Raw genomic sequence first — 25,869 nt, 5'->3', positions numbered from 1 at the left:
ATTATTTTTAGGTTTCTAATATACTAAAATGAAAATTTTCAAGTACTTAATAGCGTTCTCATTAACACTTATACAATGTGCGAAAAAATTACCTGAACCTATTCAACCATCCATTATTCCTATTCCTGAATTTCAAAATACAAAAGAAGGAACTTTTATACTTTCTAATAAAACTCAACTTTCTTCTGATACCGATTTATCAGTTGTACAAACTTATTTTGATGATTTTTTAAAAACAAATCTTAATATCAATACAACTTCTGATGAAAATACTAGCAGTATTCATTTCTCAATTGATTCAAAAATTCAGAATGATGAAGCATATCACTTATCTATCAACAAAAACAAAATAGAAATTAAGTCTAAAACTGCCAAAGGCGCTTTTTATGGAGTACAAACATTACTACAATTATTACCTCCTAAAAATGAAGCTAATGAAATCGCTATTCAATGTATAGAAATTAAAGACAAACCTCAGTTTTCATATAGAGGAATGCATTTAGATGTTGCTAGACATATGTTTCCTGTATCATTTATTAAAAAGTATATTGATGTAATTGCTTCATTAAAAATGAATACTTTTCATTGGCATTTAACTGAAGACCAAGGATGGAGAATAGAAATTAAAAAATACCCGAAGTTACAAGAAATTGCCGCTTACAGAGATGAAACTTTAATCGGACATTATAACGATCAACCTCAACAATTTGATGGTAAAAAATATGGCGGATATTATACACAAGAAGAAATTAAAGAAATTGTTGCTTATGCTTCTAAACGTTTTGTAACTATTATTCCTGAAATAGAAATGCCAGGACATTCTCAAGCTGCAATTGCTGCCTATCCAGAATTAGGTTGCACGAAAGATACTGTGAAAGTAGCTACTAAATGGGGAATGTATGATGAAGTGTATTGCCCTACAGAAACCACTTTTACATTTTTAGAGGGTGTTATAGACGAAGTTATTACTTTATTTCCTAGTAAATATATTCATATAGGTGGAGATGAAGCCCCTAAAACTAAATGGAAAAATAGTACTTTTTGCCAACAGCTGATTAAAGAAAATAACTTAAAAGACGAACATGAACTACAAAGTTATTTCATTTCCAGAATGGAAAAGTACATTAATTCTAAAGGGAAACAAATTATTGGTTGGGATGAAATTTTAGAAGGAGGTTTGGCTCCAAACGCTACTGTTATGTCTTGGCGAGGCACTAAAGGTGCTATTGAAGCCGCCAAACAAAAACATCCTGTTATTTTAACTCCTACCTCTCATTGTTATTTTGATTATTATCAATCTGAAAATGAAAATGAACCTATAGCAATTGGTGGATTTTTACCTTTAGAAAAGGTATATACATTTAATCCAATCCCTCCAGAATTAACTAAAGAAGAACAACAATATGTATTAGGTGCGCAAGGAAATATTTGGACAGAATATATGAAAACTCCTGAAAAAGTAGCATATATGGCATTTCCAAGAGCCATTGCTTTGGCTGAAGTAGTATGGTCTAAAAATGAATTAAAAAATTATGACAATTTTAAAAAGAGATTGATTCATTTTCAAAAGCGTTTGGATGCTAAACAAATAAAATATGCCAATGACTTAAATGAGGTAAGTGGAGAATTCAATGGAACAACATATTCATTGCACTCATCTTCAGAAATAAAAAATATACGATATACTTTAGATGGATCTACTCCAAACTATGCTTCTAAATTATACACTCAACCTATTTCAATCAGTAAAAACACGATACTTAATGCAGCTAATTTCGATGAAGAAAAGCAGATTAGTAGCTTATTTACAACTACAATAAATCTTCATAAAGGAGTTGGAAAAACAATTACTTTAAATACTGATCCACATTCTTCTTACAATGCAGGAGGTAAAAATGCATTAATCAATGGGATTTCAGGTAGCAACAAACGCTATGGAGATAAAGAATGGTTAGGTTTTTCTGGAAAAGATGTGAAAATTACAATTGATTTAGATGATACTACAACCATAAATGCTATTAAATTACGCTTTCATAATGGTAATGGACAATGGATTTATGCTCCTAAAAAAATTAAATTCGATTTTTTTCTCAACGATTCTATAATTACTACATCTGACTTTATTACTATCAACAATAGAGATTCGTTACTTTGTAATGTACATACGAAGTTTCAAAATATTAACGCTTCTAAAATTGATATTGACATTCCTAATTTTGGAATAATACCAGAAGGAAATCAAGGTGCAGGCTACAAAGCTTGGACATTTATTGACGAAATAATTATTGATTAATGAAACTCGAAATTTGCACTAACTCATACCAATCTGCTTTAAACGCTCAACTAGCTGGTGCTGACAGAATAGAACTTTGCTCTGAATTAAGTATCGGAGGAATTACGCCTTCTTATGGTTTATTAAAACAAGTTGCAGAAAACTTATCTATAACAACATTTGTTTTAATACGCCCCAGAAGTGGAAATTTTATGTATTCAAATACTGAGTTTGAAATAATGAAGCAAAATATTGAACTCTGTAAAAAACTAGGATTGCATGGTATTGTTTCAGGTATTTTAAATGCAGATAATAGCATCGATGTTAACAGAACTAAAGAGTTAATTGAATTAGCTAAACCATTACCTTTTACTTTTCATCGTGCTTTTGATATTACTCCAAACCCTTATACTGCAATTGAACAATTAATTGAACTTGGTGTGGAAACGGTGTTAACTTCTGGTCAAAAATCTAATGCAGCAGATGGTATTCTTCTTTTGAAAGAATTACAAGAAAAATATGGAAATAAAATTACCATTTTAGCAGGCAGTGGAATAAACATAACGAATGTTCATCTTTTTAAAGATGCAAAAATTACTACGATACATAGCTCTGCTTCCACGGTACAAAAACAAGAGCAATCTGATTATTTTGGAAATATTCCGCAACGTATTTCTGATATTAATATCATACAACAACTACTCACTCAAATTCAATCTTAATAATGAGTTATAAATATCTTTTCATTTTTTTTACGCTTTTAATTATCGGTTGTACCAAACCTTTAACCTCAATTGGAGATCAGCACATAACTGTTTTTAACAATACCAATTTGTACTTTGATCCTGCTATTAAAAGTGATTCTATAAAATTACTCGATGGTTTTTATAGAATGGACGCCGGAAGAGTACTTCTAAAAAAAGTTAACATTCCTTCTTATGAAATACAACCTGAAGTTACTTTAAATGTTTCTTTAACCTCAAATGGTGATCCTTGGGACAAATCTGGATCATTGTTTATTATTCCTGCTACTTCTGATTTAAGTATTATTGATTTTGAGAAAGCCAGTTTTAAAGATATTTTGAACGATAATAATTGGGGAGTGCATTCATTTACTCATGATAAAAAAGAATATAAACCTTCTGTTGAATTACTGCGTTTTATGACACCTTTTGGTGTAGGCTTTTTTAACAACGATGAACGTGTAAAACAATTAAAACCTGTGTACATACCAAAATGGGAAGACAATGTTGTTTGGCAACAAAATATCACGCATTTATTACCTCTTCTAAAACACGAATTTTATGTTGGTGTTTTTATTGATACATGGACAAAAGAAGGATATCAAATTTCTGCTGATTTAAGTTTTAAAGAATCTAACATTCCAAATCATCAAAAAGAAAAAACCAACGTAATACCGTTGGTAAATACCATAAAGTATAGTGCCAATCAAAAATATTATGATGCTTTTAATAAAGGTACATTAACTGTTAGTTTTACAAATGATACTCCTTTAAAAAATGCAAAGTTATATTACACAACTACAGGTCATGGAGGACATAGTGAAGGTGATGAATTTACCCAAAAAGAGAATATTATTAAACTAGATAATACCATTATTAAGCAATTTATTCCTTGGCGTGATGACTGTGCTAGTTTTAGAAGATTCAATCCTTCTTCTGGTGTTTGGAGTTCTAAAACTATGTGGAAAGGTAAAGAAATAGATGAACGAATTGCTTCTTCTGATTTATCCAGATCTAACTGGTGTCCTGGAAGTAAAGTAAATCCAGAAATTATTGAAATTGGAAATATTAATTCGGGTTCGCATCAATTAGAAATTAGTATTCCTAAAGCACAAGCAATAGACGGTGATAAAATTAACTATTGGATGGTTTCTGCTTACATTACTTATGAGGAATAATTTTACGTAAAAGGTATTTTTATTTAGATTTTTTAAACATATCTAAAATTCTGTTAAATCACTAAGATTTAGTTTTAAAATCAATTTTGTTTACTTATTTTTGATATAAGTTAAACAAAATAGTTTATTATGGATATCGTAAATGAAGCAATTGCCTTTGAACAGGCTAAAATGAAAAACATGTCTACTAGTGACAGAGTTGTAGCTTCTAGAGAAGCAAAAAGACTAGTATTAGCTTTGAATGAGATTTACAAAAAAACAAAAGACTCAAAGTTAATGGATATAATGAAGCGTATTACGCTTAAAAAGCGTAAGATAGAAGCGAGGTTGAAAGGTAAACCTCTAACAATTTAATTTAATAATAGTATTAGTTATTCTTTCAGTAAGATCGGGCTACTTAAAGAATAGTCCGATCTTATCTTTAATCAATTCCATATTTTGAATTTATAAATATTCCATTAATAAATTTAAAAACAAAAACCATCGTTGTAAACGATGGTTTTTCGTTTTCTTGTATTAATATCAAAAAAGAAAGTAGCTGTTTAAATAAACTTTAAACAACTACTTTTCCGCATATAAACACCCACATTTTCATAAAATGAAAATATATTTTTGTTTTTTAACTACTTATTTCTCTCTTGCTTTCTATAAGAATCCATACGTTTCATAGCCTTACCTTCATATTCTCTTTTCAATTGCCATAAAGGTCTTTTTAAAGTAAGTTCCCAATTAAACAAGTTTTTATACATTTTTTTGACTCTTTCAGGATATTTAGAAGCCAAATTATTTACTTCAGAAATATCTTCGTTTAAATTATATAGTTCAGCAGGACGATCAGGATAACGCAATAATTTCCAATCTCCATCTCTAATAGCTGCCCTGTTTTCTTTCTTCCAAAATAATTTAGAATGAGGTCTGTTTAATTTATCTTTTTTGATAAAGGGCAATAAATCAACACCATCAATATCTTTCAAATCTTTTACATTACCTCCTCCAATTTTATAAAAAGTTGGTAATAAATCCATTGTACTTACTGGATAGTTATAAACCGATTTATAAGGAATTACTTTATCCCAATGCATAACAAATGGTATTCGTATACCTCCTTCTAAATGGTTTGCTTTAGTTCCGCTCAAAGGATCATTTATAGCTCCATTTGTATCTGTAGGACCTCCATTATCATTCATAAATACAATTATAGTATTCTCGTCAATTTTTAATTCTTCTATTTTATTAAAAATTCTACCACAAGCTCTATCCATAGATAATGTCATCGCTGCTAAAGTTTTTCTTTTACCTTTTAGATTTGGAAACACTTTTAAATCCTTTTCTTCCGCCTCCATTGGTGTGTGAACTGCATTAAAAGCTAACACCAGAAAAAATGGTTTTTTATAATTTGTTTCAATAAAGTTTATAGTTTTATTAGCAAAAGCATCTGTTAAATATTCGGAATCCTCTTTGAACTTTTTAAAGCCAAACTCTAAATAATCTTCAACTCTATGGTTTGGATTTTGATCATTAAATTCAAAATAAGATCTTGCTCCTCCTCTAAATCCATAAAAAAAATCAAAACCTCTTTTTGTTGGATGATATTTATCTGCATTTCCAAGATGCCATTTTCCTATAATAGCTGTTTTATACCCTAGCTTTTTCATATAACTCCCCATAGTTATTTGATCTAAAGGTAATCCCATTTCATCACCTTTTAAGCTAGAGTTCCCCATATAACCAGGAACATTGTTTTCTTCGTATCCAAACCTTTGTTGATATTTACCTGTAAGAAGACCTGCTCTTGAAGGGCCACAAACAGCAGCTGTTACATAAGCTTGTGTAAATTTCATTCCTTGGTTAGCAAGCTTATCTAAATGTGGAGTTTTTAAAACTTTACTACCCTGAAATCCAAAATCTGCATAACCTGCATCATCAGCTACTATAAGGATAATATTTGGTTGCTTTTTTTGAGCGTAAAAAATCAATTCCCAAAAAAGTAATATTATTAAACTAACTTTTCTCATTTTCGATGATCTTTCAAAACTTTACTTTACATAAACTTCTTTAACTACTCTATTTATTTTTTTTGCCTTAAGATTTTTCATATCAATCATGCTAGTTCCTTCTCCAACTATAATATCATATTCTCCCTCTTTTAAAACTTTAGGATGATAATCTGTTCCTTTTATCCTTAGTGAAGAAATTACATCTTTGGTATAACTATTTACAATAGTCACTACTTGATTTGGTTTTGAAATTTTTAAAACAGGTAACTCATAGCCATATTGTATCGTAAAATTATCTGTTTGATTAATGGTAATAGGCCACCCTGGGTACTGCTTACTTTTAGGATCTGTAATATTTATATTTCTTCCCCAACAATCAAAAGTAATGTCTCTTGTTCTTTTATTGTAGCGTACAATTCCATAACCAGCAGCTCTAGTAGAAAGTTTACCACCTTCTTTAATTTCTGGTAACGTAGGATTTCCTACAGCTTTTACTGTCATTTTATTTTGAAATCCGTCTAAGAAATCTCCTGTATATTTCGGACTATTTTTTTCTTGATTTGCTCCTGGTGTTTTAGGATCCCACCAGCGTAACCAAAAATTTGCAATGGCTGGTGTACAAAACGAATATCCAGCATCTCCATAATCATCTATTCCGTGTTTTACTACACTTCCTAAATGTTGATCTCCAGCAACCATTACAGAAAAACTTTTTCTAATTACAGACAATGCTTTATTTCTTCCTGTTTGCGGCCAAGCATTCGTATCAAAATCAGCTAAAAGCTCTCTATCATGTTTTCCTGAATAATTATTTACCTGTGAAAAAATAGTTTGAGACAATACCGTTTTCATACTTGCATCTTTCCAATCGGTAGTCCAATCTTCTAAAAATTTAAGTTGCCTATCACCTAGTAATTTTAATCCCTCAATATCCATTCTTTTAGTATCTACATTCGGATTAAAAATAGCTTCATAAGAACCATTCGGAAAAACATCTGTAATTTTTTCAGCTAATACATCAATTCCCGATTTAAATTTTCTATCCTCTAAAATAGCAAAACTCATACCTCCCCATTTTAAATCGGTATAATACACACCAATACCTCTTTCTATAGGTGTTGCATCATAAGGATCAGGCAAATGACTTGTTTGTGCCCTTTCTACTTCCTGTATGTAAGAAATTGGCATATAATACCCGCCTGATTTCCCTCTTCTCGATGTTGCTTTTTTTCCGCCTTGTCCCCAAAGGTTTCCTTGACCAATATCGTGATCATCTGGAATTGTAATTGTTGGTGTATTTCTAATAATTTCTTCAAAATCTTTACCAAACTTCAGCCAATACAAATAATGCTGGCTATGATCATATACTTGATCTCCAGAAAAAAACAATAAATCTGGTTTTATCTTTTTTACATTCGATACAATGTCTTCTCTTGAAATATCACCTCCATGACCTGGATAAATAGAATTACAAGTGAATGCTGCCATTACAAACTCTTCTTTATCTATAGGATTTTTTCTTAAGATTCCTTCGTAAAAAGCTGTGTTATTATGATTAACTCTATACCTCACCTCTTTGGTATCGTCCCAATTTCCTACTCTAAATGGCGCCGTATAGCCAGGATATATAATTCTAGTTTCAGCTATTTTTTTCCATTCATTATTTATAAAAACCTCTAAACTGGCTTCAAAAGGTTCTACGTTTTCTATCGGATAAAATTGAGCTGTAAGCTTTAATGTATTTTCATGAATTGTATAAAGCGCAAATGCTATTCTATCTTTAGGAGCTATATAATCAGGCAACTTTAATAGATTTTTTTGTGCTTGAATATTCAATGATAGTAATACTAGCAAGAATACTACAATTGTTCTTTTGAAAAATAATTTATTACTGTTAATCATTATTTGTTTGTTTGTATTTATCTGGGTTTCCAAATCTTCTTGTATATAATCCTGAATTTATTTCTTTTGCCTTTTTTATCATTGGAGGATATGGAATATCGGTAGCCGATACAAATCCTACATTATAATTTTCTCCATCATGCGCCCTACCAGTTAAAGGAGAATCTAAATATTGAAACCAATGACACCCTACTAAATATGGATTATCAATTACTGAATTTGCATAGTCTTCCCACATTCTTGCACGATCTTCTTGATCAGTAGCATGCACTAAACCAGAATGTAACAATCCTGAATCTGGAGCACCAATATGATACTCTCCAATTAATGTTGGCATATCAACTTCTTCTAAAAACTTCCAGTACTTTTTACCAATTCCTTCTTTGTAATAATTATAACTAAATACATCAACAAATTTTGCTGCTGATTTTCTTACTTCTGGTGTAACTCCCCAAACTGCGAAACGACATCCTAAATACATATGATTTGGCATTTTTTGAGCTAAAGCATCATGAATAACTTGAAAATACTTAGTAGCAAAAGCTTCTAACAGCACAGATAAATCTGCTATCATTCCTTCAGAAAAGTCTTTTTTAGTCTTGTAATTAACTCCTTCTTCTAAAACCTGCCATGATGCGATATCTGTTTTCCATGCTGAATTTAATTCTTGAATTGTTGCATACTTTTTTCTTAAAACTTTCATTGAATGCCTTTTCAAATAACTAGTCATATCTTTTGAAAGTCCATCTAATACTAGTCCATAATGATATTTTTTAGCACTAGTAGCTCCCCAGCTTCTTTCATTATCTATAAATACACCAATACACCATGGATTATTTTTAACCTCTTCAGCTACAACATCTATCGATTTTTTTGCTCTACGCTCAAATTCAGGATCAAAAGGGTCTGGCATTGGTCCCCAATAATCTAAACCTGAATATACTTTTTGAAAATCTCCAATAATCCATCCATTGGCAAAATATGGCAATTTATTTCTATGATAAAAAGCAGGATCTATCCAGTTTCCAAATGAAGTAAATCCCCAATTTCTCATTCTATCTTCTGTTACTTGTAACCATTTATCAATGTATGATTTTGGGTATTGCTCTCCGTAACGTCTTTCTAAATTGGCACTATAAAAACTAAATGTTTGTCCATGCTCTACAGGTCCAAAATGAGATTCTTTTCTATAACTGTAATGATCTGCTAAAGGTCCTTCAATATCTGGCAGACTTACAAACATATCATTTCTTAGTTTATTCGTTACATGCCCAGTTTTCATAATTTCTTTAGGTACGGCAACAACCCCTTTAGAGTCTTCTGGAGTTACATCTTCAGGGTCTCTGTGTTTGATATCTTCATCTGTATAATCAATACCCGTATATGTTGTAGAATTTGCCATTCTAACGTTAGCTAATCCTATTGAAAAGAAAATATATCCTTCAGGATCTACTAATGCCCATTTTCCATTTACTTTTTCTTTTCTAAAAAAACCTGTTGCTTTCAACTTTGGTCCATCTTTCCATCCTCCATACTGACTTCTATCTGGCATTAATGTGTATTCTGCTAAAGACTTTAATTCTTCATCAGCTATGTTTTTCAGTTCGTCATCTGAACTTACTTTAATAGGAAAATCCATTTTAGCATTCTGTCCGTATTTATCAACAATTCCTTTTAAGAAATTAGGATCCCTTTCTGGACTTTCTACAAATCGAATATTATCTAGTGTCACTGTTTTATCTTTATAACCACTATTAGAGAAAATTTTAATAGAAGCCACTTTAGAAAAATCAATCTTACCTAATAATCCACTTATTTTTAGTGGAATTGCATCAGTATCCCACGCTTTTGGTGTATCTCTTAATCCACTATCTATATCTTCTTGTTGTGTAGTTAATTCGAAATAATAAGAATTAAATTCATTAGGTCGAATACTAACAAATCTTCTTGTTAAATGTCCTTTATCATTTTTAACCTCTACATTTAAAAATGAAGAATGCTCTCCTTCACTTTTAGCATCAAAAACCAAACAAAACTTTTTACTTTTATCTAATTCCCATGGTTCTTTAGCTGCTAATAATATTCCGCTTGTTTTATTGTCTTTTTCAAAAGCAACTTTTAATACTTTGTTATCCTCTGATATACTTATAAACTCATGTTTGGAATTTACATTTTCAAAATTAAGAGTAGCATTATTTTCAAAATCATTTATGATGATTTCTGAGTTATAATTCCATATTTTTTTTGCTGTTGATTTTGGTTGATTATTCTCTTTACAAGAAAAAAATGCAAGTAGCAGTAATAAGAATATATTACATGGATTTTTAATTGTCATACTATTTCATTTTCTAAAAAAAAGCACTAAACAAAAATGATTATTCATCATTATTTAGAGCTTATTTTTGATTATTTGGTAATTTTCTTCTCTTGCAAGAAAACAAAATCCGTTGACAAAAACGCCTTGAAATAAGGCATATAACAGGCATGTAAAGTTTTTTTCAATTAAATTTTTCGCTTTTTCTTAAAATTAACACAAAAAAAAGGGCACGATTTTCTCAATTCCGAAAAAACCATACCCTTTTTAAATCTTTTTAATGAAAATTACTGCTATTTATTTTCCAATTTCCAAGTTCTAACCCAGTCTATTTTCATTGTATTTATAGTGTCATCTCCTAATTCACTTTTTGGAGGAAGTCCACCTAACCAATCATCATCACTAGTCCATAAATCGAAAATAATTTCTAACTCACGAGTAAATCCTCTATTGTAAGTATTTCCATCATTATGCTCACCAACGACAACACTCCCTGCTGGTTCTCCATCTAAATAAAATTGAATGTGTTTTGAATCTTTCCACCAAACTCCATAAGTATGATACCCTTCATTCCAACCTACATTTTTTAAAGGATTTGCATCTGATAAATTAGATCTTAAATAATTTCCTTTATTACGAACTGTTTGTGGTGTTTCATTTTCATCTGCTTGAAAATACTGTGAGTTCATTTGATTAGGAAAATCTGGCTGACATCCGCATGAAGGTTTCGAGTTGTTTTCAATAATATCAATTTCATCTCTGTTATTAATATCTCCATTATTTAACCAAAATGTATTGTATGCAGAAATATGAGCAGTTTGAACTCTGGCTTCTGTATACATTGGATATTTTGTTTCTTCTCTTGAATGAATTCTTGCTGTTTGAAACCATCTATTATCTAGATTACTTTCATTTAAAGTAGCTTTTATCCATAACTTTCCGTCAGTTACTCCTGAATTATCTGAAGATTCTGACATAAAAACTGGCACTCCATAATTCCATGTTGATTTAAACCATTTTGTGGCATCCCAAGTATCAAACTCATCTGACATAGGCTCAAACTTTACCCATTCTTTCCCTTCTGGTGTTGTATCTTCAATATAGGTAAAAGAAGGAAACTCCGATCCTATATTGTTAAAACTATCAGCGGTTGGTGTAAATTCTTCAACTATAATAGTAACTTTAGCTGTACTATTATCTCCATCTACATCTGATATTTTGTATGTGAACGAATCTGTTCCGAAAAAATCTTGATTTGGCACATACTCAAATACTCCATCACTTACTTCATTTACAGTTCCTTTTTCTGGTTGTGTAACTACTTCAAAATTATCTGTATCACCTCCATCATCTCCAATCTCATCATTCGCTGCAACATTTACTTGATTGGAAGTTCCTGCTTTACTATTCTCTTTTACTGTTAAAGTATCGTCTGTTGCAGTTGGAGTATCATCTGTTGTTTTAGGATCTTCCGATTCTGTACCCCCACAACTTACTATCATTTGAAATACAAACAACATCAAAACTGATTTTGCTATTTGTATAAACTTCATTTTGTTAAACATAAATCTAAAATTTTAATATTTATTGGGTTATTTGTTTATTGAAACTAAAAGTATCGTGACTTATTACGCTACTAAATAAGATTTCGTAAATATTATTCAAAACCTCTTGCTATTGGCATTGTTTCATCTGCCTCTTTATATCCTTCTTCCCCTCCTAAACTAGGGTAATACCTAAAGTAATTAGCCCAACCATACTTTTGCTTAATATCAAAGGCTTCTTTACCTATGGCTCTTAACTCTTTTTTATCTTTGTCTTTGTCTGCTACCAGAAGCATATAGTCATTTACTGATAATTCTTGTCCTTTCTCATCTATCAGATTAATTTCTACATAGAATTTATCTCCTAACTTTCCAGGTACATTACATGAAACATCTATAAACTTGCTAGAACTATCTCCTAAAATTTTGTCTATTTCATAAAACTCTTGTTTTACTACAGATTTGTTTGCGTCTAAAAACTTGATCGTTGCTTTACAATTTTTAAATGACTTGTAATAATCATTTACAATCCATAATTCACCTGTAAACTCTTCTCCAGGTAACCAGCGTCTGCTATAATGTTTCATTGTTATTAAAACCGGTTGGTATGCTTTTTTAACATAACCGAAAGATTGTTTTTTTTCTTGATAATAATCTACAATTCCCCATTTCATATCTGGAGCAAAGGTGATATAATGACAAATACAAATGGCACTCGTTTTAGGCTTTCTAGTTCTGAAATGTTCTAATGCATATTGAAAAATGACACCTTGCGCAATTTGAGTAGCTTCTACAAACTTTTCAAAACCATCTCTAGATTGGTCTCCTAGTACTTCAAAATTCAATGTTCGTAACGCATCAAAATCTGTCCAGTGATGCCCCCAACTTGGTCCTGGTGGCCAAATTTCATCTTCAGGAATAAACTTTTTAATACTCTCTACATTCGGACAAGATGAAATAGCTAATTCTGGAATAACAGCGTAATCTAAACTTGGAAAATAATCTTCCATTACAAATTCTCCTTCACCATAAAACAAATCATTTGCATGATAACTTTCATTAGGTTTAAAACCTAAGTTTAATCCTACCTCATCACTTAAAGGCGAAGACGGAATGTAGTACAAAGAAGTGTATGGTTTTATTGCTTCTCCTAATTCATTCACGAAATTAAGATTGTGCTGCGGATCAGATGCAGTCATAAACAATTCTTCTGAACCTTCAAGTAACACAATACAAGGATGATTGCGTTGCTCTTTAACAGATGCTATAGCTTCTTCAAAAACAGCTTTTTTAAACTCTTCATCTTTTGGTAAAGATAAACTTGCTAATGGTAGTACATCTTGCCATACTGTAATACCTGCTCTATTACATAGTTCATAGAAATATGGTATCTCTTCTGGATGCCAACCAAAAATTCGCAAGTTATTAAAGTTTGCCTCTTTAGCTAATCTGATTAACTCTTCATATTTACTTTTATGTGCTCTTCCCATAAAAATATCTGGTGGTCCGCCCCAAGTACCTGAACGCATAAAGTGACGTTTTCCATTAATCATAACTGTCCAAGGATTTTCTACTTGTTCTTTGGTGAATCCTGGATTATGCTCCATTTTTATTTCTCTAATACCAAAAATAGTTTCTGTTGTATCATGTAAACTTTCATCTTCTAAAACAGTTACTTTCGCTTTGTATAGATTTTGATCTCCTAAGTCCCAAGGCCACCAAAATTTTGCATCTTCAATATTTAATGCTAATTGAACTTTATTAACACCTGCATTTAGGCTTACTTCTTTTGAAACAGCATAGACTTTAGAATCGAAATTTTCTCCTTCAATTGCTACTTCTAAATTTACTGTTTTGGTTTCTTCAATATGATTTTCTAATTCAACTTCAATATCAAGTTTTGCTGATTCTTCAGAAATCAGAGTCGATTGCACATAAGTATCTTCTACCGTAACATTTCCCATGGCTTCTAAATACACAGGTTTCCAAATACCTGTTGGAGGTAAACTCACCCAATAATCTCCGTGCCATGCAGGCTTCCTTCCAGCAACCTGACTATAACGTCTTGGAGCTGGGTGCAAACGGACCATTAATACATTAGTTCCAAAACGTAAATTCTCAAAACGAATGACCTTTGACACATCGAATTTAAATTTAGAAAACATTCCTTCATGAGTTCCTAAAAACTCCCCATTCAACCAAACATCACAAGCAAAATCAACTCCATCAAAAACCAACTGAATTCTCTTTTCAAACATTTCTTTAGGAACATCAAATTGACGTTTGTACCACCATTCATTCTCTGGAACCCATTTTGCTTTTAAACTATTTCTGCCATAATGTGGATCATCTAATCTTCCCGCTCTCCATAAGTCTGTATAAACATCACCAGGAACTTTAGCATAAATCCAATTAAATGAATCTCCTGTTATATCAAAGTTAAGTTCATGAAAACCTGTTTTGACTCCTTCACCTGGTCGAATCCCTTCCATTTGCCAATTATTTCCACTTAAATCGAAAACAATTTTCTTATTGGAATTGACTCCTTTTCTACTCATTTTCTCTTTTTCGTCTTGACTAATATTTTTCATTTTTTAGGTAGATTTGGTTTTATTTCATTTTATTTTGAATGATTATCTCTACGATATTCATACATGTTATAGGTTGTTTCTTTCACTTTTTCTATGACTTCTTCAAAAGGATTATCGCAAACATCTATAAAACCAACATTGTAATTTTCACCATCAAAACGCCCTGTATTAGGTTCATCTATATACTGAAACCAATGCGCACCAATTATATACGGATTTCTAAGTGCTCCTTGAATATAATCTTGATACATTTGACCTCTTTCTTCTTGAGTTTTTGCCTTTTTTACCCCAACATGGAAACTTCCTCTATCAGTAGCTCCAAAGTGAAATTCTCCTATCATTACTGGCTTATCTACTTCTTTAGGTAACGTAAACTTTTCTACACTGTATTCGTATTTATTAAAACTCATGATGTCTAAATATTTACTAGCTGTTGACAAAACAACATCGTTATTAGCCCATGCAAAGCGACACCCTAAATAATTCTGATTAGGTGCTACTTTTTTAATTTCTTCATAAATAGTTTTAAAATATGTATCAGCAATTTTTCTATAAAAAGTAACTAAATCATCTTTTGCTAATTCTTTGTTTGGAGCTTTTTGTAACTCCAGCATTTGATCCCAAGAAGTATATGCTGATCCCCAAACTTTATTTAAGTTTTTTATATCTTGATACTTCTCTTTTAAATCTTGAATAAATTGAATTTTGGCGGGTTGTGTTTTTGGACTTTTTAAAGTTCCTACAGAAAGAGAGCCTAAAAGTCCCCACGACAATTCATTGTCTATAAAATATCCAATACACCAAGGATCATTAGCCCCTTCTTTTTGTGCTAAAATTGATTCTTTAACAGCTTTTCTAAAATCAGGATCAAAAACATCATGCATTGGTCCCCAATACCCTTTTGAAGCCAGAATTTTTGGAGTCTCTTTAATCCATATTGAACCAACATATGGAGTTCTACCTTGGCGAGTAGCTCCAAAATCAGACATAAACCCAATGGTATTCATCCCCCAATCTTTGATTCTTTTATGAGCTATATCTTGAAATTTTTCCTTCCAAGCATCTCCATATTTTCTATAAAGATTGCTTTGATAAAAGTTGTACGTAGTATATGGGACTTTATCAAAATAAAAACCATGATTCGGCACAAATTTCGTTTCTTGATAAAACTGACCTAGTTTTTCTTCTTTATTCGGCATTGATGAGAAATAACTTTCTCTATCTGTGATTCCTGTAGCAACAGAACTAGACGATACACAATTTAAACCAGCTGTCCAGAATAAATATCCTTCTGGATCAACCATCCACCATTTACCATCTAACTTTTCAGTTCTAAAAAAACCAGTTGCTTTTAATTTTGGTCCTGCGGTCCATCCTCCATATTTTCCAATATTTGGAGCCCCTTTACTTCCATTTAAAATAGCCAGTTCTTTATTTGCTGTTTCTTGTAACTCTTCAGTCGAGTGCATTTTACCTTTCCAATCAGCATGCTTATACTGACCGAATTCATCAACAAAAGGAAAAAAATTACTTGAGTCTTTCTCTTCATATTTTCCTTCAGCTCTTACATTATCAACTGTAAAATTATTTTGTTTCATAGCATAACGAGAGTTGAATGTAATTTCTGTGACTTTCGTTAAATCTGCCTTTATTTTCCCTGGTGCCCCATTCATTCCCTTAAATTCTATTTGAGGTTTATTTATCCAAGGAGACCAAGCTAAATCAACAATTATCGTTTTTGATTCCCCAGGCTTTAAATCAACATAATCAGAACAATACCAACGTAACAACAAATTAGGGTCGTTTCCAACAAACATTTCTACTTGAATATCTTCTTCTCCAATATTCTTTACATCAGCTTTTACCTGAAAAAAAGAAGATAAATCCCATGGAGCTTCTTTTTTCGCTAATAATTTTACACCAGGTTCTTTTATAGTAAACCCATTATTAACTTTTATATAATTATTACTTGCTTCTTCTACAAATTCAAAAGTTGCGTCTTGAGGTTGTATTCTCGATTTTTCTTGAATATTTTCAAAATCAAAAAGCATCAATTTGTGTTCTTTGTTTTGAATATTATGGTCTTTTTTTTGCGTTTCACAATTGGTAAACATTAAAATACTCACCATTAAAAATACGTAGTACTGAAAGAAAGTTTTCATGCTGTAGTTCTTATTAAAGAGGTAAATTCTATTTAACTAATGCTTCTTCTAATTCTTCTAAAGATTTTCCTTTTGTTTCAGGAACTTTAAACCAGATAAAAACAAACCCTACAACTGCAAACAAACCGTAAATTAAAAATGTTTTTGTACTACCTAACGTAGATAGTTGCCACGGAAATAATAATTGTACTAAAAATGATACTGCTAAGTTTATTAAGCCAACAAACGAAATTGCTAAACCTCTAATTTTATTAGGAAATAATTCAGAAAACAGCACCCACATCACTGGTCCAATAGACATTGCAAAAGAACCAACAAATCCTATAATTCCGATCAATATCAAAATTGTGTTCATATGTGTTCCGGCACTAGCCAATGCTCCTTCATGTTGCTTAAATACTTCTTCACCTAAAATTGATGAAGCTGCTTTTTTAAACGCTAAATCGTTTTCAAAAACCTTATCTTGAAGTACCGCTAACTTTTCTTTACTTAATGTTTCAGGAAGATTTTGTATTGCTTCAGCATCTAATGAATATGTAGCTGAATTAAATCCGTAGGTTAACAAAAAGAGACAAATTGCAATACCTGCCATGCCAATGATCAATAATGGTTTTCTTCCTAATTTATCAATCGTAAAAATTGCAAATATTGTGAATAGTAAATTAGTAAATCCTACCAATACAGCTTGTACAAAAGAGGCATCAGTTCCAATTCCTGTTTGTTCAAAAATCATAGGAGCATAAAACAACACCGCATTAATACCTACTATTTGTTGAAAAACACCTACGACCAAACCTATGACAATTACTCGCCTCATAGATTTACTAAACAAATCAGAAATTTTAGTTTTCTCTTTATTCTTATCTTCTAATACACTTTTTGCTACTTCTTCTACTTGACTTTTAGCGGCTTCTTTTGAAATTACTTTTGAAATTACCGCTAGTGCTTCTTCTTTTTTATCTTGAATTATTAACCATCTTGGACTTCTAGGTACCATAAACAAACCTATGAAGTATAAAATAGCAGGCAATGCTTCTATACCTAACATCCATCTCCAATTCCATTCTTTTAATCCAAAAGTATGTACCCAATCTGCATCAAGTTCACCCCATTTTAGAATTAAATAATTTGTAAAAAATGCTATTGAAATTCCTAATACAATATTCAATTGATTGATAGATACTAGCTGACCTCTTTTTTCAGCTGGTGCTATTTCAGCTATGTACATAGGCGCTATAATTAAAGAAGCTCCAACTGCAAGCCCTCCAATCAATCTAAAAATAATTAATCCTACAAAGCTACCTGCCAATGCAGAACCTATAGCTGAAACTGTAAACAATAATGCCGCATATTTAAGTAGTTTTCTTCTTCCGTAGACGTCACTCATTGGTCCTGCTATTAGCATTCCTAATGCAGCTGTTAGGGTAATTGAACTTACTGCCCATCCTAATTGTAATTTTGTTAAATTAAATTCAGGTTCAATAAATTTTACGACACCAGAAATTACTGACGCATCAAATCCTAAGAGAAAACCTCCCAATGCAACAATAGTTGCTATACGGACGATATATAATTGTTTACTAGACATATTTTATTTTTTAGGTTGTTTGTTTTTTTAATTCTTTTATTAAGCTGATAGTAGTTGCGACATTATCTGTAAGTTTTTCAAAATCTTTATTTTCAATGATTTCTTTTGAAATTAGTTTAGACCCTACGCCAACGCAGGTAACACCAGCATTAAACCAAGCTTTAAGGTTTTCTTTATCTGTAGATACTCCTCCTGTTGGCATCACCATAGTCCAAGGTTGTGGTGCTTTAATTGCTTTTACAAAATTGGGTCCGTAGATACCTCCCGGAAATAGCTTCACAATTTCACAGCCTAACTCTTCAGCATTTGCTATTTCTGTTAAACTTCCACAACCAGGAGACCACAACACTTTTCTTCTATTACATGCTTTGGCTATATCTTCTCTTAAAACTGGAGTAACAATAAAATTTGCTCCTAATTGCATATATAAAGAAGCTGCACCAGCATCTGTTATTGACCCAACACCTAACACCATTCCTGGTAAATTATTAAGTACATACTTATTTAACTCTTCGAATACTTGATGCGCAAAATCTCCTCTATTGGTAAATTCTAACAAACGAGCACCACCGTCGTAACATGCTTTTAATACCTGTTTGCTTATGTTGATATCTTCATGATAAAAAAGAGGTACTAAACCTGTTTCTATCATTGTATTTATGACTTCTAATCTTGAATATTTCGCCATACTATTTCTTATTTTTTATTTGAAAAAATTCTTCTCTAATGAATAGTTATCTAGAAACTCTCCCTGAAGCATCGCCATCCATTAGCCTTTCTACCTCTTCAACTGTCACTAAGTTGGCATCTCCTTTTATAGTATGCTTTAAACAAGAAGCAGCAATTGCAAAGTTTAAAGCTCTTTGATTGTCTTTTTCATCTTTTAGAAGAGCATAAATTAACGCTCCAATAAAAGCATCTCCTCCTCCAACTCTGTCAACAATATCTGTTATCTCATATTTTGGAGATTGGTATAGTTGCTTTCCTTCATATAAAATTGCTTCTAAATTGTTATGAGAAGCTGATACAGATTCTCGCTTTGTTTTGATAAACTTTTTTATAGAAGGAAATCTTTCCATCGTTTGATCACAAACTGATAGAAACTCTTTTCTTTCTTTCTCTTCTTTATTTAACAACTCTTCATCGACATCTTCAGGAAGTATATTGAAGAACATTTTTGCATCATATTCACTCCCTAAAATGATGTTACTGTATGAAGTTAATTCAGACATGATCCCTTGCCTTTCTTCATGATCACAATATTTCCAAAGCTTTGCTCGATAATTAAAATCAGTAGAAATTGTGATTCCTTTTTGTGCTGCTACTTTTACAGCCTCTAAACAAGCCTCTGCTGCACTTTTAGAGATAGCAGGTGTAATTCCACACCAATGAAACCACTCCACTCCTTCAAAAACGTTATCCCAATTCACCATACCTGGTTTAATTTCAGACATTGAAGAGTTTTCTCTATCATACACAACTTTACTACCTCTACTTACCGCTCCATTTTCCAGAAAATAAATTCCCAATCGATCTCCTCCTAAAATGATATTATTAGTACCAACCCCTCTCTTATGCATTTCCATAAGAGCACATTGTGCAATATCATTATCTGGAATTCTAGTAATAAAATCTACCGAAATTCCATAATTGGCTAAAGAGACAGCTGCATTTGCTTCTCCTCCTCCAAATTGAACATCAAAACTATTGGCTTGAGAAAATCTTAAATATCCTGGTGGTGATAGTCGTAATAAAATTTCACCAAATGTTACTACCTTTTTCATTTACTCCCCTCTTTCTCCTTTTGCTGTATGATGCTTCATTTTCCAAGTAGTAAATCTTCTGATATACTGATAATCATCATTCATGTATTCATGAGTTAATCCCCATCTAAGAATTTCACAAGGTTCTTTTTCTATATCAGCAGTTCTATTTAGTCCGATAGCATGTGGAGCTCCTTTTACAACTGCCTTTATATCAAAATTAATTCCGTCTGGTGACCACTGAACCGTATTTTTCTCAGGACCATCTGTAGTAATTAGTGAAGCAATACCTCCATCGTATTTCCAAACACAAATTTCATGACCACTATTTGAAATAGGATTATATTCAGATTTAATATAAGGTCCTTTCGGGTCATCAGCAACAGCTACACCATGTCTTATTTGTCTACCTCCAAACGTAATTGCTTCTCCCATTTGCTCTCCTTTGTAGTACAAATAGAATTTATTATTGTAAGGAATGATACACGGATCGTGTACTTTATGACTGTCGAAATCTCCTTTCTTTTCTACTGCAAAACGATTATCGGCTTCTCCTTTCCAAACCCCATTATCAGCAGGACTTAAAATTGGTGCTTCTGATTTTGTCCATGGTCCATGAGGAGAATTAGCCCAAGCTAAACCTACTTGATTTTTTACTCTTACATCATATGGTGATTTTACTGTTTGATATACTAAATAATAAGTACCGTCATGCTCCGTTACTTCTGGAGTAAAAACAGATCGATCATCATAAGCTCCTTTCTCTCCTCTTTTTACTGCTATTCCTTCTTCTTTCCATGTAATTCCATCATATGAAGTTGCATACCAAAGATCACACCTGTCCCATGGAAATACTTTTTCCTTTTCTATATCTCCTGCGAACCCATCAGTTGGACCTACAGATTTAGAATACCACACGAAATATTTTTCATCGTGTTTTATCATTGCACTAGGATCTCTTCTCACCACACCTTCTTCATATGCTAAATCTCCTTTTAAATTTTCTACTTCATACTCAAAAAACCAATCGTTTCCTAAGTCAATAGGCCATTTTAGCGCTCTTTTACTTGCAGCACTTAATTTATCTTTATTAGTAATTCCTAAGAAATCTAATTGTTCGTCTGTTATATTATTGTTCATTTGTTTTTACTTTTCAAATGGCTGTAGTTTTTGCCAATCAAATTCAACTCCAGTTCCAGGAACATCCGGTGCTACAGCTTTAAAATCCTCCACTACTAAAGGTCTTTTCGTATATTCATCAATAGGAAAACTGTGCACCTCTAACCAACCTGAATTAGGCTGTGCTGCCACTAAACTCACATGTAACTCTTGCATTCCGTGTGAACAAACAGGAATATTATGTTCCTTAGCTAGTTTTGCTGCTGCTAACCATCCCGTTACTCCTCCACAATTGGAAGCATCTGGTTGTATAAAAGAAAGTTTTGCTTGATCCATTGCATACTCAAACTCATGGATTGTATGTAAGTTTTCACCCATTGCTAAAGGAAAACCTGTTTTTTCCACAATCTCTCCATATCCTTTGTAATCATCTGGTATAATAGGCTCTTCAAACCAAGTAATATCGAACTCTTTAAAGCGCTCTATTGCTTCAATAGCTTTTTCCTTTGTCATGGAATAATTAGCATCGACCATAAAAGTTACCTCAGTTCCAATATGTTCTCGTACCGCTTTAATTCTAGCAATATCTTCATCTAAGTTTTCTTTTCCTATTTTAATTTTCACAGCATTAAAACCTCTAGACAAGTAATTATCCATACTTTTTAATAGCTTTTCAATAGGAAACATTAAATCGATACCTCCACAATACGCTTTACATGTATTTGCTACTCCACCAGTCATTTGCCATAATGGTTTATTCGCTTTTTTACAACGAATATCCCATAACGCAATATCAACAGCAGAAATGGCAAATGAAGCTATTCCTCCTCTACCAACATAATGAATATGCCACTCTAAAAAATCATAAATCCCTTCTACATCTGTTCCGTCTTTACCTATTAAAACATTTATAAAATCATGTTCAACCATAGCTTTAATAGCATACCCTCCTTTACCTCCAGTATAGGTATACCCAGTACCTTCGGATCCGTCTTCAAGAGTAATGGTAACTGTTACTAATTCAAAGTAATGATGATCACCATGTTTGGCATCAGAAAGCACTTCAGCTAAAGGAACTTCAAATAGCTTTACATCAATATTTTTTATTGCAGTATTCATTCAAACTAAGCTTTGTGTCTTACATAAAAAGTTTTCTTCTCTAAGTACTGTTCAAAACCATACTTTCCATCTTCACCTCCTGAACCAGATAATTTATAACCGTTATGAAATCCTTGGTGCTGCTCGCCATGACCTCGGTTTACATATATTTCTCCAAACTCTAGCTCTTCATTACATTTCATAATGGTACTGATATCGTTTGTAAATACCATTGCCGCTAAACCATAATCACAATCATTAGCATAACCTATTACCTCATCAAATGTTTTGAACTTTAGAACAGGTAAAATTGGTCCGAAAGATTCTTCGTGAACAATCGTCATGCTTTGAGTTACATTAGTTAGTACTGTTGGCTCAAACCAAAACCCTTTTTCAAATTGAGTTCCCTCTGGTCTTTTTCCTCCTGCTGCTAAAGTTGCTCCTTCTTCTAAACTAACCGCAACTAAATGTTCCATATTTTTTAATTCGGAAGCATTTACTTTTGGTCCCATATCAGTATCTTCCAACATAGGATCTCCTACTTTAAGATTCTTAACTTTTGCTATGAATTTCTCCATAAACTCATCATAAATTCCTTCGTGTATGTACATTCTTTCATTACAAGTACATACTTGTCCACAATTATCAAATCTAGAGTGAAGTGCAGCCTCAACTGCTGCATCTATATCAGCATCTTCAAATACAATAAAAGGAGCTTTTCCTCCTAATTCTAATTGAACATGTGTTAAATTTTGAGCAGCATTTCTTGCAATTTGTTGCCCGACAGGAGTAGACCCTGTCATGGTTACCATTTTTGTAATAGGACTTTCAACTAAAGCATTTCCCATAGCTCTTCCAGGACCTGTTAAAATATTAATAACTCCCGCAGGAATCCCTACTTTGTTTGCCAAGTTCCCTAATTCTAACGTTGCTAAAGGTGTTTCTGAAGTTGGTTTAATAACCAAGGTATTACCTGCTACTAAAGCTGGACCTAATTTTCTTCCAGCTAATGCTAATGGAAAATTCCAAGCTGTAATGGCTACTACAACCCCTCTTGGTATTTTTTGAATCCAAATTTGTTCGTTTGGATTATCCGAAGGAATAATATCTCCCTCTATTCTTCTTGCTCCTTCAGCTGCATATCTTATAAAAGTTGCTGTTACTGCAACTTCCATTTTTGCTACTTTTAATAGTTTTCCTTGTTCGCTTACCAAAAGTTTTGCTAAGCTATCTGAATTAGCATCAATCTCATCTGCCAATTTATATAAATACTCACCTCTAGTACGAGCTGGTAATTTTCGCCATTCTTTTTGAGCCTTCTCTGCTACCTTAAGAGCTTCGATAGCTTCTTCAGGAGTTCCGTTTTGTACTTTGGCTACTATTTCTTCTGTTGATGGACATACAACATCTATAGTTTCTCCAGATGTTGAGCTAATCCATTCTCCATTTATAAATAATTGATATTCTTTTACTGTTGACATGATTTAGTTGTTTTAAGTTTAGTTTATCTTCCCATCCATCCGCCATCTACTAACATTACAGAACCACTCATGTAGTCTGATGCTTTTGAAGCTAAGAATACTACAGGACCAGCAAAGTCTTCTGGTTGTCCCCATCTACCAGCAGGAATTCTTGATAAAATTGAAGTTGCTCTTTCTGGATTATTTCTTAAAGCTTCTGTATTATCTGTTGATATATAACCTGGTGCAATTGCGTTTACATTTACACCTTTACCTGCCCACTCATTAGCAAAAGCCATTGTTAATTGTCCTACTGCCCCTTTACTAGCGGCATAACCTGGCACTGTAATTCCTCCTTGGAAAGTTAATAAAGAGGCTGTGAAAATTATTTTACCTTCTTCTCTTTTTACCATCTCTTTTCCAAACTCTCTAGATAAAATAAATTGAGCAGATTGGTTAATTTCAATTACTTTATCCCAGTACTCGTCAGAATGTTCTACTGCTGGGGCTCTTAAAATTGTTCCTGCATTATTTACTAGAATATCTACTTTAGGAAACTCTTCTTTTACTTGTTTGATAAATTCATATAATGCTTTTCTATCTCCAAAATCACATTGATATGCTTTAAAAGATTTGCCTGTAGCTGTTACTGCTTTTTCAACCTCGCTTCCATTTAATTCTAATGACGCTGAAACTCCAATTATATCTGCTCCTGCCTCTGCTAAAGCTACCGCCATCGCTTTTCCTATTCCTCTTTTACAACCTGTTACTAAAGCTGTTTTACCTTCTAAACTAAATTTGTTTAATATTCCCATGAATTGTTCTCTTTTATATAGATTGACAATCAATTAATGTTTTCATTCCATTCGGATTTTCATCGATGCTTTCAAAAATTTCTTGAATTTTGGCTATTGATTGTACACTTGTAATCATCTCAGAAAAAATGGAAGGTTTTTCGCTAATTAATTCAATTGCTTTATTGTAGTCTTCTTTTTCATAAACTCTTGCCCCTATTAGTTTTAACTCTTTCCAGAAAAATTTAAATAAATTCACTGGTTTTGGTTCTCCATGAATAGCCACCATTACAATTCGGCCTCTAATTCCTGCTACTTCTGTCATAACATCTAAGGTTGGCTGCACACCTGCTACTTCAAAAACCACATCAGCTAATCTTCCATCAGTTTTTTCTTTTACATAACTTACCAAATCGGTATTCACAGGACTCACAGCTTCTAATCCCATTTCTTTAGCTTTTGCTATTCTACTTTCATTAACCTCAGAAATTATAACATTCGCACCCATTTCTTTAGCGACTAAAGCAATTAACATTCCTATTGGTCCACCACCTAACACAACTGCATACTCACCTGGTTTTAATTCACTCATACGAACATCGTGCGTAGCTACTGAAAGTGGCTCTACTAATGCGGCTATTTTTAAATCAGTTGTTTCTGGAAGTTTATGTAATGTAAAAGCTGGAACATTCCAATACTGTTGCATTGCTCCAGGACTATCAATTCCGATAAATTTTAATTCTTCACAAATATGATTAAAGCCTTTATCGGATGGTTTAGCTAATCTATCATCTAAAGGTCTTACCACTACTTTATCTCCTACTTTATAATCAGTAACATTTTCGCCTAATGCATCAATAGTTCCAGACATTTCATGACCAATAGTTAAAGGAATACTTACTCTTTTATCCATCATTCCATGATAAATATGCATATCTGTACCACATACTCCTGCATATGCTACTTTTATTCTTACCTCATCTGCTTTGGGTGTTTCAATATCTTTATCAATTAAAGACAGTACTTTATTACCCTCGTAAAGAGTTGCTTTCATTTACTTAAAATTTGATTTGCTTTAGAGACCTAACACCTCTATGTAATTATTCAATTGATTTCTTGAACCAGGTACTTGACTGAAAAATTGATCGTAGTTTACAGTACCAGATTGTGTGAGTTAAAAATAGATGAAAACACTACCTATCAGTTAGAAACGGTACTTGACAAAAACTTTACATGTTTAATACATGCTTTTTGAAAGTTATAATAGAAGTTACTTAAATCGTCTTAATCCTTTAATTTAGTTAGGATTAAGAGCTAAATTTCCAAGAATAATTCTTTGTGAAA

18 protein-coding genes are annotated in these 25,869 nt (G+C 32.3%); 4 read left to right on the top strand and 14 right to left on the bottom strand.

Annotated features, from left to right (window positions below; genetic code table 11):
* Positions 1-28 precede the first annotated feature (28 nt).
* The 4 genes from EYW44_RS02215 to EYW44_RS02200 all read left to right on the top strand — a co-directional run bounded on the left by EYW44_RS02215 (position 29) and on the right by EYW44_RS02200 (position 4,547).
* Positions 29-2,293, top strand: a complete 2,265-nt coding sequence (locus tag EYW44_RS02215; RefSeq protein WP_132721978.1) for a beta-N-acetylhexosaminidase — start codon at positions 29-31, stop codon at positions 2,291-2,293.
* Positions 2,293-2,994 (top strand): copper homeostasis protein CutC, encoded by a 702-nt coding sequence (locus EYW44_RS02210; protein WP_132721976.1) that lies wholly within the window; start codon positions 2,293-2,295, stop codon positions 2,992-2,994. The genes EYW44_RS02215 and EYW44_RS02210 overlap by 1 nt, the downstream gene beginning before the upstream one ends.
* A 2-nt stretch (positions 2,995-2,996) precedes the next feature.
* Positions 2,997-4,193, top strand: a complete 1,197-nt coding sequence (locus EYW44_RS02205; protein ID WP_132721974.1) for a peptide-N-glycosidase F-related protein — start codon at positions 2,997-2,999, stop codon at positions 4,191-4,193.
* 129 nt (positions 4,194-4,322) lie between these two features.
* Positions 4,323-4,547 (top strand): hypothetical protein, encoded by a 225-nt coding sequence (locus tag EYW44_RS02200; RefSeq protein ID WP_132721972.1) that lies wholly within the window; start codon positions 4,323-4,325, stop codon positions 4,545-4,547.
* Positions 4,548-4,816: 269 nt separating this feature from the next.
* Here the strand turns inward: EYW44_RS02200 and EYW44_RS02195 are convergent, their stop codons facing one another.
* From EYW44_RS02195 to EYW44_RS02130, 14 genes are all read right to left on the bottom strand, one after another.
* Complete coding sequence (locus EYW44_RS02195) at positions 4,817-6,208, bottom strand: sulfatase (RefSeq protein WP_132721970.1); 1,392 nt, start codon at positions 6,206-6,208, stop codon at positions 4,817-4,819.
* Positions 6,209-6,229: 21 nt separating this feature from the next.
* Positions 6,230-8,092 (bottom strand): alkaline phosphatase D family protein, encoded by a 1,863-nt coding sequence (locus EYW44_RS02190; protein ID WP_132721968.1) that lies wholly within the window; start codon positions 8,090-8,092, stop codon positions 6,230-6,232.
* Positions 8,085-10,427, bottom strand: coding sequence for a beta-galactosidase (locus EYW44_RS02185; RefSeq protein ID WP_132721966.1), 2,343 nt, complete (start codon positions 10,425-10,427; stop codon positions 8,085-8,087). The genes EYW44_RS02190 and EYW44_RS02185 overlap by 8 nt, the downstream gene beginning before the upstream one ends.
* Positions 10,428-10,699: 272 nt before the next feature.
* Positions 10,700-11,959 (bottom strand): Ig-like domain-containing protein, encoded by a 1,260-nt coding sequence (locus tag EYW44_RS22070; protein ID WP_165872139.1) that lies wholly within the window; start codon positions 11,957-11,959, stop codon positions 10,700-10,702.
* 104 nt (positions 11,960-12,063) lie between these two features.
* On the bottom strand, positions 12,064-14,541 hold the full coding sequence (locus tag EYW44_RS02175; RefSeq protein WP_132721964.1) for a glycoside hydrolase family 2 protein: 2,478 nt from the start codon (positions 14,539-14,541) through the stop codon (positions 12,064-12,066).
* 29 nt (positions 14,542-14,570) lie between these two features.
* Positions 14,571-16,703, bottom strand: a complete 2,133-nt coding sequence (locus EYW44_RS02170) for a beta-galactosidase (RefSeq protein WP_132721962.1) — start codon at positions 16,701-16,703, stop codon at positions 14,571-14,573.
* 28 nt (positions 16,704-16,731) lie between these two features.
* Entirely contained in the window at positions 16,732-18,291 is a 1,560-nt protein-coding gene (locus EYW44_RS02165; protein ID WP_132721960.1) for a sugar porter family MFS transporter, read from the bottom strand.
* A 10-nt stretch (positions 18,292-18,301) separates the two neighbouring features.
* Positions 18,302-18,979 carry a bifunctional 4-hydroxy-2-oxoglutarate aldolase/2-dehydro-3-deoxy-phosphogluconate aldolase gene (locus EYW44_RS02160; RefSeq protein WP_132721958.1) on the bottom strand — a complete coding sequence of 226 codons (678 nt, stop codon included), beginning with the start codon at positions 18,977-18,979 and terminating at the stop codon, positions 18,302-18,304.
* Between the two features lie 46 nt (positions 18,980-19,025).
* Positions 19,026-20,075 (bottom strand): sugar kinase, encoded by a 1,050-nt coding sequence (locus EYW44_RS02155; RefSeq protein WP_132721956.1) that lies wholly within the window; start codon positions 20,073-20,075, stop codon positions 19,026-19,028.
* The gene (locus EYW44_RS02150; RefSeq protein WP_132721954.1) at positions 20,076-21,194 is read right to left on the bottom strand and encodes a glycoside hydrolase family 117 protein; all 1,119 of its coding nucleotides are present in this window, start codon (positions 21,192-21,194) and stop codon (positions 20,076-20,078) included. It lies immediately after the preceding gene.
* A gap of 6 nt (positions 21,195-21,200) precedes the next feature.
* On the bottom strand, positions 21,201-22,292 hold the full coding sequence (locus EYW44_RS02145) for a mandelate racemase/muconate lactonizing enzyme family protein (RefSeq protein WP_132721952.1): 1,092 nt from the start codon (positions 22,290-22,292) through the stop codon (positions 21,201-21,203).
* A gap of 5 nt (positions 22,293-22,297) precedes the next feature.
* Positions 22,298-23,752 (bottom strand): aldehyde dehydrogenase, encoded by a 1,455-nt coding sequence (aldA, locus tag EYW44_RS02140; RefSeq protein ID WP_132721950.1) that lies wholly within the window; start codon positions 23,750-23,752, stop codon positions 22,298-22,300.
* A gap of 23 nt (positions 23,753-23,775) precedes the next feature.
* Positions 23,776-24,540 (bottom strand): SDR family oxidoreductase, encoded by a 765-nt coding sequence (locus EYW44_RS02135; RefSeq protein ID WP_207893742.1) that lies wholly within the window; start codon positions 24,538-24,540, stop codon positions 23,776-23,778.
* Positions 24,541-24,559: 19 nt separating this feature from the next.
* A complete protein-coding gene (locus tag EYW44_RS02130; protein WP_132721946.1) occupies positions 24,560-25,579 on the bottom strand; it encodes a zinc-dependent alcohol dehydrogenase in 1,020 nt (339 codons plus the stop codon).
* Positions 25,580-25,869: the final 290 nt, after the last annotated feature.

The organism is Tenacibaculum sp. M341 (assembly GCF_004337695.1).
In the GTDB taxonomy this organism is placed as follows: Bacteria; Bacteroidota; Bacteroidia; order Flavobacteriales; family Flavobacteriaceae; genus Polaribacter.
This window is presented reverse-complemented; position numbering and strand designations above follow the sequence as displayed.